The 12,604-nt window shown below is 61.2% G+C and carries 8 protein-coding genes; all 8 read left to right on the top strand.

The window, feature by feature from the left end:
• The first annotated feature begins 15 nt into the window (after positions 1-15).
• The 8 genes from mtnA to rpsA all read left to right on the top strand — a co-directional run bounded on the left by mtnA (position 16) and on the right by rpsA (position 12,437).
• Positions 16-1,092 (top strand): S-methyl-5-thioribose-1-phosphate isomerase, encoded by a 1,077-nt coding sequence (gene mtnA / locus QWI18_RS08920; protein ID WP_192133795.1) that lies wholly within the window; start codon positions 16-18, stop codon positions 1,090-1,092.
• 305 nt (positions 1,093-1,397) lie between these two features.
• Positions 1,398-4,193, top strand: coding sequence for a DNA gyrase subunit A (gene gyrA, locus QWI18_RS08915; protein ID WP_369318658.1), 2,796 nt, complete (start codon positions 1,398-1,400; stop codon positions 4,191-4,193).
• Between the two features lie 162 nt (positions 4,194-4,355).
• On the top strand, positions 4,356-5,441 hold the full coding sequence (gene serC / locus QWI18_RS08910) for a 3-phosphoserine/phosphohydroxythreonine transaminase (protein WP_369318657.1): 1,086 nt from the start codon (positions 4,356-4,358) through the stop codon (positions 5,439-5,441).
• The gene (pheA, locus tag QWI18_RS08905) at positions 5,441-6,535 is read left to right on the top strand and encodes a prephenate dehydratase (RefSeq protein ID WP_065992977.1); all 1,095 of its coding nucleotides are present in this window, start codon (positions 5,441-5,443) and stop codon (positions 6,533-6,535) included. Before serC ends, pheA begins: the two co-directional genes overlap by 1 nt.
• Positions 6,536-6,589: 54 nt before the next feature.
• Entirely contained in the window at positions 6,590-7,702 is a 1,113-nt protein-coding gene (gene hisC, locus QWI18_RS08900; protein ID WP_369318656.1) for a histidinol-phosphate transaminase, read from the top strand.
• 28 nt (positions 7,703-7,730) lie between these two features.
• On the top strand, positions 7,731-9,938 hold the full coding sequence (locus QWI18_RS08895; RefSeq protein ID WP_369318701.1) for a bifunctional prephenate dehydrogenase/3-phosphoshikimate 1-carboxyvinyltransferase: 2,208 nt from the start codon (positions 7,731-7,733) through the stop codon (positions 9,936-9,938).
• Positions 9,935-10,624, top strand: a complete 690-nt coding sequence (gene cmk / locus QWI18_RS08890) for a (d)CMP kinase (RefSeq protein ID WP_065992981.1) — start codon at positions 9,935-9,937, stop codon at positions 10,622-10,624. The genes QWI18_RS08895 and cmk overlap by 4 nt, the downstream gene beginning before the upstream one ends.
• A 121-nt stretch (positions 10,625-10,745) precedes the next feature.
• Positions 10,746-12,437 (top strand): 30S ribosomal protein S1, encoded by a 1,692-nt coding sequence (gene rpsA, locus QWI18_RS08885; protein WP_065992985.1) that lies wholly within the window; start codon positions 10,746-10,748, stop codon positions 12,435-12,437.
• Positions 12,438-12,604: the final 167 nt, after the last annotated feature.

The following is a 12,604-nucleotide window of genomic DNA, read 5'->3' as shown; positions in this document are numbered from 1 at the left end:
CAAGTGGGGTGTGCAATGCGCGATCGATTACTGGCTGCGGAGAAGGTAAAGGCAATCGATTGGCGGGACGGCACGTTGTATCTCCTGGATCAGCGGGTCTTGCCCTTCGAAGAAACCTGGCATCCCTACACCAGTGCTGAAGGCGTAGCCGAAGCCATTCGCACGATGGTCGTGCGCGGCGCGCCGGCGATTGGCATCAGTGCGGCCTACGGCATCGTCCTGGCGGTGGTTGATCGGCTCGCCGAAGGCGGTGACTGGCAGATGGCTCTGGAGGAGGACTTCGACCTGCTGGCCAATTCCCGGCCCACGGCGGTCAACCTGTTCTGGGCGCTGAACCGCATGCGCGAGCGCCTGTATCGCCTCAAGGATCACGAAGATCCCCTGAAGGCCATGGAAGCCGAAGCCGTGGCCATTCACTTGAGCGACCGCGAAGCCAACCTGACCATGGCGCAACTGGGGGCAGAGCTGATCCGCAAGCATCAGGGCAATCTGCAGACCGTGCTGACCCACTGCAACACCGGCGCGCTGGCCACAGGCGGCTTCGGGACGGCGCTCGGCGTGATTCGCGCGGCACACCTGGAAGGCATGATCGAGCGTGTCTATGCCGACGAAACCCGGCCCTGGCTGCAGGGCTCCCGTCTGACCGCGTGGGAATTGGTCAACGAAGGCATCCCGGTCACCCTCAACGCCGACTCCGCCGCCGCGCACCTGATGAAAACCAAAGGCATCACCTGGGTCATCGTCGGCGCTGACCGCATCACCGCCAACGGCGACGTCGCCAACAAGATCGGCACCTACCAGCTGGCGGTCGCGGCCATGCACCACGGCGTGCGCTTCATGGTCGTGGCGCCGAGCTCGACCATCGACATGAACCTGGCCAGTGGCGACGACATCCCCATCGAAGAACGCGACGGCCGCGAATTGCTTGAGGTTGGCGGCAAACGCGTGGGGGCCGACGTCGATGCGTTCAACCCGGTGTTCGACGTGACACCTGCTGATCTCATCGACGCCATCGTCACCGAGAAGGGCATTGTCGAACGCCCGGATACGGCAAAAATGGCCCTGCTGATGTGCCGCAAACGCCTGCATTGATCACCCCGCTGCCGATAATGCCATTCGTCGTCAAACGCGCTATCGGGCTCTGTGAGCGCTTCTCAGGCGTCTGCTGGCGAAACGGCTTGTTCGCGGCGCCTGCAAACACTTCGTGCCTCACGGCGATTGTGGTACCATCCGGCGGTTTCCAAAGGGGCGCATGGCGACCCTTATGACTGCGCACATTCATGGCATAACTCGCTGATTTGTCGTAAGTCGTTGCCTGACAATCGTCGGCAGCGGCAAGCCTCGTTCATCCCGGATGGCTGAACGCGGTTTCACCAGAAAAAGGAATCAGGCTTCTCATGGGCGAACTGGCCAAAGAAATCCTCCCGGTCAATATCGAAGACGAGCTGAAGCAGTCCTACCTCGACTACGCGATGAGCGTCATCGTCGGACGTGCTCTCCCCGATGCGCGCGACGGCTTGAAGCCCGTGCACCGTCGGGTACTGTTCGCGATGAGCGAACTGGGTAACGACTGGAACAAGCCGTACAAGAAATCCGCCCGTGTGGTCGGTGACGTTATCGGTAAGTACCACCCGCATGGCGACACCGCGGTCTACGACACCATCGTTCGTATGGCCCAACCCTTTTCCCTGCGCTACCTGCTGGTAGACGGCCAGGGCAACTTCGGTTCGGTGGACGGCGACAACGCCGCCGCCATGCGATACACCGAAGTGCGCATGACCAAGCTGGCCCACGAGCTGTTGGCCGACCTGCACAAGGAAACCGTGGACTGGGTGCCGAACTACGACGGCACCGAACAGATTCCTGCGGTCATGCCGACCCGTATTCCCAACCTGCTCGTCAACGGCTCCAGCGGTATCGCTGTGGGCATGGCGACCAATATTCCGCCGCACAACCTCGGTGAAGTCATCGACGGCTGCCTGGCGCTGATCGACAACGGCGACCTCACCGTCGACGAGTTGATGCAGTACATCCCCGGCCCCGACTTTCCGACCGCCGCGATCATCAACGGTCGTGCCGGCATCGTCGAAGCCTACAAGACGGGCCGTGGCCGCATTTACATGCGCGCCCGCTCCATTGTCGAAGACATCGACAAGGTCGGTGGTCGCCAGCAGATCGTCATCACCGAGCTGCCGTACCAGCTGAACAAGGCGCGTCTGATCGAGAAGATCGCCGAGCTGGTTAAAGAGAAGAAGCTTGAAGGCATCACCGAACTGCGCGACGAGTCCGACAAGGACGGCATGCGCGTGGTCATCGAGCTGCGTCGCGGCGAAGTGCCTGAGGTCATCCTCAACAACCTCTACGCCCAGACCCAACTGCAAAGCGTCTTCGGTATCAACATCGTTGCGCTGATCGACGGCCGCCCACGCATCCTGAACCTCAAGGACCTGCTGGAAGCCTTCATTCGTCACCGTCGCGAAGTCGTTACCCGCCGTACCGTGTTCGAACTGCGCAAGGCCCGCGAGCGTGGTCACATTCTTGAAGGTCAGGCCGTTGCCCTGTCGAACATCGACCCGGTCATCGCCCTCATCAAAGCCTCGCCGACCCCGGCTGAAGCCAAAGAAGGGCTGATCAGCACGCCGTGGGAATCCAGCGCCGTGGTCGAGATGGTCGAGCGGGCGGGCGCCGAATCGTCCCGCCCGGAAAACCTCGATCCTCAGTACGGCATGCGAGACGGCAAGTATTTCCTGTCGCCGGAACAGGCTCAGGCCATCCTCGAGCTGCGTCTGCACCGCCTGACCGGTCTGGAACACGAAAAGCTGCTGACCGAGTACCAGGAAATCCTGACTCAGATCGGCGAGCTGCTGCGCATCCTCAACAGCGCCACGCGCCTGATGGAAGTCATCCGCGAAGAGCTCGAGCTGATCCGCGCCGAGTACGGCGATGTGCGTCGCACCGAGATCCTCGATGCGCGCCTGGACCTGACCCTCGGCGACATGATCCCGGAAGAAGAGCGCGTCGTGACCATCTCCCATGGTGGCTACGCCAAGACTCAACCGCTGGCTGTCTATCAGGCCCAGCGTCGCGGCGGCAAAGGCAAGTCGGCCACCGGCGTCAAGGATGAGGACTACATCGCTCACCTGCTGGTCGCCAACAGTCACACCACGCTGCTGATGTTCTCCAGCAAAGGCAAGGTGTACTGGCTCAAGACCTACGAGATCCCGGAAGCGTCCCGCGCTGCCCGTGGTCGTCCGCTGGTCAACCTGTTGCCGCTGAGCGAAGGCGAATACATCACCACCATGCTGCCGGTCGATCTCGAAGCCATGCGCAAGCGTGCTGACGAAGAGGAAGCCGAAGGCGTGGACGCCGAGGCCGAAGAGCTCGAAAACAGCAACGAGACCGAAGAAGAGCGCAAGGCGCGCATCAAGGCTGCTGACAAGAAGAAGGCGCCGTTCATCTTCATGTCGACCGCCAACGGCACCGTCAAGAAGACCCCGCTGGTGGCGTTCAGTCGTCAACGCAGCGTCGGCCTGATTGCGCTGGAGCTGGACGAAGGCGACATTTTGATCTCGGCCGCGGTTACCGATGGCGAGCAGGAAATCATGCTGTTCTCCGACGGCGGCAAGGTCACCCGCTTCAAGGAATCCGAAGTGCGCGCCATGGGCCGCACGGCTCGCGGTGTGCGCGGCATGCGTCTGCCGGAAGGTCAGAAGCTGATTTCCATGCTGATCCCGGAGCAGGGCAGCCAGATCCTCACCGCTTCCGAGCGTGGCTACGGCAAGCGCACCGCGATCACCGAATTCCCTGAGTACAAGCGCGGCGGTCAGGGCGTCATCGCCATGGTCAGCAACGAGCGTAACGGCCGTCTGGTCGGCGCCGTTCAGGTGCAGGAAGGCGAGGAGATCATGCTGATTTCCGACCAGGGCACGCTGGTGCGTACCCGTGTTGGCGAAGTTTCGAGTCTGGGCCGCAATACTCAGGGCGTGACCCTGATCAAGCTGGCCAAGGACGAGAAACTGGTCGGTCTGGAGCGCGTCCAGGAGCCATCGGAAGTCGAGGGCGAAGAGCTGGACGGCGAAGCGTTCGAAGGCGAAGAGGTTGATGCTGACGTGATTGGCGCCGTCGACACCGACGAGTCCGCTGACGATGCGCAAGCGGATCCCGCGGCTGACGAAGAAGAGCCGCAGGAGTAACGCCGAGAGGGGGGGGCTGGTGACAGCCCCCCCTTTTTGACCGATGCCCTACGCGCCGGTCAACCGTTTCGGTAACGGGTGATCGTAATGAAACGAGAACCTTCCGCATTTCCCCGCACTTCACCCGTTCCAAATTAATTCAGTGACACGACGAGAGTGGATATGAGCAAGCGAGCCTTTAACTTCTGCGCAGGTCCTGCCGCGCTCCCTGAAGCTGTTCTGCTGCGTGCCCAGGCCGAACTCCTGGACTGGCATGGCAAAGGCCTGTCCGTCATGGAAATGAGCCATCGCAGCGACGAGTTCGTCTCCATCGCCACCAAGGCAGAGCAGGATTTTCGCGATCTGCTGTCCATCCCCTCCCATTACAAAGTGCTGTTTCTTCAAGGTGGCGGCAGCCAGCAATTCGCTCAGGTTCCATTGAACCTGCTGCCTGAAAACGGCACCGCCGACTACATCGACACCGGCATCTGGTCGCAGAAAGCCATTGAAGAAGCATCGCGTTACGGCAACATCAATGTCGCCGCCAGCGCCAAGCCCGCCGATTATTTCGCCATTCCCGGCCAGAGCGAGTGGAGGCTGTCGAAAGACGCGGCCTACGTTCACTACGTGCCCAACGAGACCATTGGCGGTCTGCAATTCAACTGGATTCCGGAAACCGGCGACGTGCCGCTGGTCGCCGACATGTCTTCGGACATCCTCTCGCGCCGCCTCGACGTTTCGCGTTTCGGCATGATCTTCGCGGGCGCCCAGAAGAACATCGGCCCGAGCGGCATCGTCTTGGCGATCATCCGCGAGGACCTGCTGGGTCGCGCGCGTTCCCTGTGCCCGACGATGCTCAACTACAAGGTCGCGGCCGACAACGGCTCGATGTACAACACGCCGCCGACGCTGGCCTGGTACCTGTCCGGTCTGGTCTTCGAATGGCTGAAAGAGCAGGGCGGTGTCGAAGCCATGGCCACGCGCAATGAACTCAAGCAGCGCACGCTGTACGACTTCATCGATGCCAGCGGCCTGTACAGCAACCCGATCAACCCGTCCGACCGCTCGTGGATGAACGTGCCGTTCCGTCTGGCCGATGATCGCCTGGACAAGCCGTTCCTCGCGGGTGCCGAAGCGCGCAACCTGCTCAACCTCAAAGGCCACCGTTCGGTCGGCGGCATGCGCGCGTCCATCTACAATGCCATCGACCTCAGTGCGGTCAACGCCCTGACCGCGTACATGGCAGAGTTCGAGAAGGAACACGGCTAATGTCTGAACAAGCACTCAAGGCTCTGCGGGTCCGCATCGACAGCCTGGACGAAAAAGTTCTGGAGCTGATCAGCGAACGCGCCCGCTGCGCCCAGGAAGTCGCCCGGGTCAAGATGGCCGACCTGCCAGCGGGCGAGGTGCCGGTGTTCTACCGGCCTGAGCGTGAAGCGGCGGTCCTGAAACGTGTCATGGAGCGCAACCGTGGCCCGTTGAGCAATGAAGAGATGGCGCGGCTGTTCCGCGAAATCATGTCCTCGTGCCTGGCGCTGGAGCAGCCGCTCAAGGTCGCTTATCTGGGGCCCGAGGGCACGTTCACCCAGGCTGCCGCGCTGAAGCATTTCGGCCACGCCGTCATCAGCAAGCCGATGGCTGCGATCGATGAAGTGTTCCGTGAAGTGGCCGCCGGTGCGGTGAATTTCGGCGTCGTCCCGGTGGAAAACTCCACCGAAGGTGCAGTCAACCACACGCTGGACAGCTTCCTTGAGCACGACATGGTGATCTGTGGCGAAGTCGAGCTGCGCATCCACCATCATCTGCTGGTGGGCGAAAGCACCAAGACTGACAGCATCAGCCGCATCTATTCCCACGCCCAGTCCCTGGCGCAATGCCGCAAATGGCTGGACGCGCACTACCCGAACGTCGAGCGCATCGCCGTTGCCAGCAACGCCGATGCGGCCAAGCGGGTCAAGGGCGAGTGGAACTCGGCGGCGATCGCCGGTGATATGGCGGCGGGCCTTTACGGCCTGACGCGGATTGCCGAGAAGATCGAAGACCGTCCGGACAACGCCACGCGTTTCCTCATGATCGGCAACCAGGAAGTGCCGCCGACCGGTGACGACAAAACGTCGATCATTGTGTCGATGAGCAACAAGCCGGGCGCGCTGCATGAACTGCTGGTGCCGTTTCACCAAAACGGCATCGACCTGACGCGCATCGAGACGCGCCCCTCGCGAAGCGGGAAATGGACCTACGTGTTCTTCATCGACTTCGTCGGCCACCACCGCGACCCGCTGATCAAGGCCGTCCTCGAGCAGATCAGCCAGGAAGCCGTGGCGCTCAAGGTGTTGGGTTCCTATCCGAAGGCAGTGCTTTGATCCTGCGTCCGGACTTGTAGCCCTACGGGTTTCACTGAAGAGGTAAAGCGGTACATGAGCGGCGACTTCCTCACGCTGGCACAGCCCGGCGTGCAAAAACTATCGCCTTACGTTCCCGGCAAACCGGTGGACGAACTGGCGCGTGAACTGGATATCGATCCGGGGCGCATCATCAAGCTGGCGAGCAATGAAAACCCGATGGGCGCCAGCCCCAAGGCGTTGCAGGCGATCAACGACGCGCTGGCGGAATTGACCCGCTACCCGGACGGCAACGGTTTCGAGCTCAAGCAGCGGCTGTCGCAAGCCTGTGGCGTGCAGCCCGAGCAAGTGACGCTGGGCAACGGCTCCAACGATATTCTGGAAATCGTCGCCCGTGCCTATCTGGCGCCGGGGCTGAATGCGGTGTTCAGCGAACACGCGTTCGCCATCTATCCGATTGTCACCCAGGCCGTGGGCGCGACTGCTCACGTCGCCAGGGCAAAGGCGTGGGGTCACGACCTGCCGGCCATGCTCGCCGCCATCGACAGCAACACCCGAGTCGTCTTCATCGCCAACCCCAACAACCCCACCGGGACCTGGTTCGGGCCAAGCGCGCTGGCGGATTTCCTCACGCAGGTGCCTGACAACGTGTTGGTCGTGCTGGACGAGGCCTACATCGAATACGCCGAAAGCGCCGAGCTGCCTGACGGGCTTAACTTCCTGAGCGCCTATCCAAACCTGCTGGTGTCGCGGACGTTTTCCAAGGCCTATGGCCTGGCGTCGTTGCGCGTCGGCTATGGGTTGTCCTCGCCGGTCGTGGCCGACGTGCTGAACCGCGTGCGTCAGCCGTTCAACGTCAACAGCCTCGCGCTGGCCGCCGCTTGCGCTGCGCTGGGCGACGTGGACTACGTTGCGCGAAGCCGTCAGCTCAATGAAGCCGGCATGCAGCAGTTGGAAGAGGGGCTTGGTCAGATGGGCCTGAGCTGGATTCCCTCCAAAGCCAACTTCATCGCCGTAGACCTGGGCCGCGAGGCCGCTTCGGTTTACGAAGGATTGCTGCGTGAAGGTGTGATCGTTCGCCCGATTGGTGGTTATGGCATGCCCAATCACCTGCGGGTGAGCATCGGTTTGCCGAGCGAGAACAGTCGTTTCATCGAGGCGTTGAGCAAGGTTCTGGCACGTGGTTGATGTCACGTCGCTGCAACCCGCTGCGCCTATGATCGGCCGCCTGGTGGTGGTCGGGCTCGGCCTGATCGGAGGGTCGTTCGCCAAGGGCTTGAAGGAGAGTGGCCTGTGTCGCGAAGTCGTGGGCGTCGATCTCGATCCGCAATCGCGCACACTGGCCGTGGAGCTGGGCGTGGTCGATCGCTGTGAAGACAATCTCGCTGCCGCCTGCGTAGGGGCTGACGTCATTCAGTTGGCCGTGCCGATTCTGGCCATGGAAAAGCTCCTCGGCGTACTGGCTGGAATGGACCTGGGCAATGCCGTGCTGACCGACGTCGGTAGCGCCAAAGGCAATGTGGTCCGCGCCGCGCGTGAAGCGTTCGGTGTGATGCCGCCGCGCTTCGTGCCCGGCCACCCGATTGCCGGCTCCGAGCAGAGCGGAGTGGAAGCCTCCAACGCCGAGCTGTTCAAGCGGCACAAAGTCATCCTCACGCCACTGGCCGAAACCGATCCATTGGCGCTGGCGCTGGTTGACCGTCTCTGGTCGGCACTGGGCGCCGACGTCGAGCACATGCAGGTCGAGCGCCACGATGAAGTGCTGGCGGCGACCAGTCATTTGCCGCACCTTCTGGCGTTCGGCCTGGTGGATTCGCTGGCCAAACGTAACGAAAACCTCGACATCTTCCGCTATGCGGCGGGGGGCTTCCGCGACTTCACGCGCATCGCCGGCAGTGATCCGGTGATGTGGCATGACATCTTCCTGGCGAATCGCGAGGCGGTGCTGCGCACCCTCGACACCTTCCGCAGCGACCTTGATGCGCTGCGCGATGCCGTGGATGCAGGCGATGGCCACCAGTTGCTCGGTGTGTTCACCCGGGCCCGGGTCGCACGCGAGCATTTCGGCAAGATCCTTGCCCGTCGTGCCTACGTTGAACAAGCCGCGTGCGCCGACCTGAAGTTTATCGGGAAGCCTGGCGGCGTTGTCCGGGGACAGGTTCGCGTGCCGGGTGACAAGTCGATTTCACACCGCGCGATCATGCTCGGGTCCCTGGCCCAGGGCACCAGCGTCGTCGAAGGCTTTCTCGAGAGTGAGGACGCGCTGGCGACGTTGCAGGCATTCCGCGACCTGGGTGTGGTCATCGAGGGCCCACACCACGGTCGCCTGACCATTCATGGCGTCGGCCTCAACGGGCTGCGACCGGCGCCGGGGCCGCTTTACCTCGGTAACTCGGGCACGTCGATGCGCCTGCTCTGTGGCCTGTTGGCCGGGCAGCGATTCGACAGCGTGCTGACCGGCGATGCCTCGCTGTCACGGCATTCGATGACCCGTGTCGTCGAACCGTTGCGCCAGATGGGCGCCGTGATCGACACCGCAGAAGACGGCCGGCCGCCGCTGACCCTTCGCGGTGGGCAGGGTCTTCAGGCCATCCGCTACGACATGCCATTGCCCAGCGCTCAGGTGAAATCCGCGCTGTTGCTCGCCGGTCTCTACGCAAATGGCACAACGATGGTGCACGAGCCAGCCCCGACCCGGGACCACACCGAGCGCATGCTGCAAGGGTTGGGTCATTCGGTTTCCGCTCATGACGCGACAGTCGCGTTGCAGTCAGGGGTTGAGCTCAAGGCCGCCCGCATCGAAGTGCCCGCCGATATTTCTTCGGCGGCGTTCTTTCTGGTGGCAGCCTCCATCGCCGAGGGCTCGGATTTGATCGTCGAAGGGGTGGGTGTGAACCCGACGCGCTCGGGCGTCATCGATATCCTGCGCCTGATGGGCGCGGACATCACGCTGGACAACCCGCGCGATGCGGGCGGTGAGCCGGTGGCTGATCTGCACGTGCGCCATGCCCGTCTCAGGGGTATCGATATCCCGCTGGCCCTGATACCGCTGGCCACTGACGAGCTCCCGGCGCTCTTGATTGCCGCCGCTTGCGCCGAAGGGCGAACGGTCCTCAAGGGCGCTCAGGCATTGCGCGTCAAGGAATCAGACCGCCTTCGCGCCATGGCCAACGGTCTGGCGACGCTCGGCATAAACGTTGAAACGACCGCAGATGGCATCATTATTGATGGTGGAAACCTCGGCGGTGGTGAAATCAACGCGCAGGGCGATCACCGCGTCGCCATGGCATTCAGTATCGCGTCGCTGCGTGCGGCCAGCCCGATTCATATCCGGGACTGCGCCAATGTGGCGACTTCATTTCCCAGTTTCCTGACGCTGTGTGCTCAGGTGGGTATTCGTGTAACGCAAGAGGGGCAATCGTGAAAGTTCAAGCTCCGGTCATTACGATCGACGGACCCAGCGGTTCCGGGAAGGGCACGGTGGCCGGCAAGCTGGCCAAACGTCTGGGCTGGTCCCTGCTGGATTCCGGCGCGCTGTATCGGCTGCTGGCCTTCGCGGCCGTCAACCATGGCGTCGATCTGACCAATGAAGAAGCACTGAAACTGCTGGCTGCGCACCTGGACGTGCAGTTCATGGCAGCGACCGATGACCACGGTCAGCGCATTATCCTCGAAGGGGAGGACGTGACGTCGGCCATCCGCAATGAGCATGTCGGCAGTGGCGCGTCGCAGGTGGCGTCGTTGCCCGCTGTTCGTGAAGCACTGCTGCAGCGCCAGCGGGCGTTTCAGGAGTTTCCGGGCCTGATTGCCGACGGTCGCGACATGGGCACGGTGGTCTTTCCCGGCGCGCCGTTGAAGATTTTTCTGACGGCCAGCGTCGACGAGCGTGCCCGACGGCGATATTTGCAGTTGAAGGCCAAGGGTGACGATGTTAGTCTGCCGAGTCTGCTAGATGAGATCCGTGTCCGCGACGAGCGTGACACCCAGCGAGCGGTAGCCCCGCTCAAGCCGGCGCATGACGCCATTCAGCTGGATTCCACCGAATTGTCCATCGAGCAGGTGCTTGAACGCATCCTGAGTGAAGTCGCACTCCGCGATCTCGCCGGATGACCAGAAAGCCATGTGGGAGACCAGTCATAGTCCCGCAGGCTTTCTTTCATATGAACGAAACCCACGTTGTCTGGAGCGTGGCAGATGGGCGTATTCTTCGCCCTTATCAACAGGAATTAAAATGAGCGAAAGCTTTGCTGAACTTTTCGAAGAAAGCCTAAAGACTCTTAACCTTCAGGCCGGTTCGATCATCACCGCGATCATCGTCGATATCGATTACCAGGCTGGTTGGGTCACCGTTCACGCTGGTCTGAAGTCCGAAGGCCTCATCCCGCTGGAGCAGTTCCACAACGATGCTGGCGAGCTGACCATCAAGATCGGCGATGAAGTCCACGTTGCGCTGGACGCGGTCGAAGACGGCTTTGGCGAAACCAAGCTGTCCCGCGAAAAAGCCAAGCGTGCCGAGTGCTGGATCGTTCTGGAAGCGGCTTTCGCAGCTGAGGAAGTGGTCAAGGGCGTTATCAACGGTAAGGTTAAAGGCGGCTTCACAGTCGACGTTAACGGCATCCGTGCGTTCCTGCCAGGTTCTCTGGTTGACGTCCGTCCAGTGCGCGACACCACGCACCTGGAAGGCAAAGAGCTGGAATTCAAGGTCATCAAGCTGGACCAGAAGCGCAACAACGTTGTCGTTTCCCGTCGCAGTGTCCTGGAAGCCGAAAACAGCGCCGAGCGCGAAGCTCTGCTGGAATCGCTGCAGGAAGGCCAACAGGTCAAGGGTATCGTCAAGAACCTCACCGATTACGGCGCATTCGTCGATCTGGGTGGCGTCGATGGCCTGCTGCACATCACCGACATGGCCTGGAAGCGCATCAAACATCCATCGGAAATCGTCAACGTTGGCGATGAGATCGATGTAAAGGTCCTGAAGTACGATCGCGAGCGCAATCGTGTTTCCCTGGGTCTGAAGCAACTGGGTGAAGATCCATGGGTTGCTATCAAGGCTCGTTACCCGGAAGGCACTCGCGTTACCGCGCGTGTTACCAATCTGACCGACTACGGCTGCTTCGCAGAGCTGGAAGAAGGCGTGGAAGGCCTGGTACACGTTTCCGAAATGGACTGGACCAACAAGAACATCCACCCGTCTAAAGTCGTTCAGGTTGGCGACGAAGTGGAAGTCATGGTTCTGGACATCGACGAAGAGCGTCGTCGTATCTCCCTCGGCATCAAGCAGTGCAAATCTAACCCGTGGGAAGATTTCTCTGGCCAGTTCAACAAGGGCGACAAGATCTCCGGCACCATCAAGTCGATCACCGATTTCGGTATCTTCATTGGTCTGGACGGCGGCATCGACGGTCTGGTTCACCTGTCCGACATCTCCTGGAACGAAGTGGGCGAAGAAGCCGTACGTCGTTTCAAGAAGGGCGACGAGCTTGACACCGTGATCCTGTCGGTTGATCCAGAGCGTGAGCGCATCTCGCTGGGCATCAAGCAGCTGGAAAGCGATCCGTTCTCCGAGTACGTCACTGTCAATGACAAAGGCGCTATCGTCCGCGGTATCGTTAAAGAAGTTGACGCCAAAGGCGCCATCATCACTCTGGCCGACGACATCGAAGCGACCCTCAAAGCCTCCGAAATCAGCCGTGACCGCGTTGAAGATGCGCGTAACGTTCTGAAAGAAGGCGAAGAGATCGAAGCCAAGATCATCAGCGTTGACCGCAAGAGCCGCGTGATCAGCTTGTCCATCAAGTCGAAAGACGTTGAAGACGAGAAAGAAGCGATTCAGAGCCTGCGTAGCAAGCCTGAAACCGCTGAAAGCACTGGTCCTACCACTCTGGGTGACCTGCTGCGTGCTCAAATGGAAAAACAGAACTGAGTTCTGTCTGACCATTGAAAAAGGGCGACTTCGGTCGCCCTTTTTTGTGGGCGGGTGTTTTTGCGGCATGTTCGGCCAGTGCCTGTTGACGATCTTCAAGCTCGGTTGATTTAAGTCTGGACATACTCTGTTCAAATGCTTCAGGTCATGCTAAAACCTTCAAAGCG

Origin of the sequence: Pseudomonas sp. W2Oct36 (assembly GCF_041060465.1) — a bacterium.
Classification (GTDB): Bacteria; Pseudomonadota; Gammaproteobacteria; order Pseudomonadales; family Pseudomonadaceae; genus Aquipseudomonas; species Aquipseudomonas graminis_B.
The sequence above is the reverse complement of the archived record's forward strand: the minus strand, read 5'-3'. Positions and strand labels throughout refer to the sequence as shown.

Excerpts from the sequence above, each read along its gene's own strand:
- QWI18_RS08895 (WP_369318701.1), top strand. The coding sequence starts at position 7,731 with ATGATCGGCCGCCTGGTGGTGGTCGGGCTCGGCCTGATCGGAGGGTCG.
- serC (WP_369318657.1), top strand. The coding sequence starts at position 4,356 with ATGAGCAAGCGAGCCTTTAACTTCTGCGCAGGTCCTGCCGCGCTCCCT.
- mtnA (WP_192133795.1), top strand. The coding sequence starts at position 16 with ATGCGCGATCGATTACTGGCTGCGGAGAAGGTAAAGGCAATCGATTGG.
- rpsA (WP_065992985.1), top strand. The coding sequence starts at position 10,746 with ATGAGCGAAAGCTTTGCTGAACTTTTCGAAGAAAGCCTAAAGACTCTT.
- pheA (WP_065992977.1), top strand. The coding sequence starts at position 5,441 with ATGTCTGAACAAGCACTCAAGGCTCTGCGGGTCCGCATCGACAGCCTG.
- gyrA (WP_369318658.1), top strand. The coding sequence starts at position 1,398 with ATGGGCGAACTGGCCAAAGAAATCCTCCCGGTCAATATCGAAGACGAG.
- hisC (WP_369318656.1), top strand. The coding sequence starts at position 6,590 with ATGAGCGGCGACTTCCTCACGCTGGCACAGCCCGGCGTGCAAAAACTA.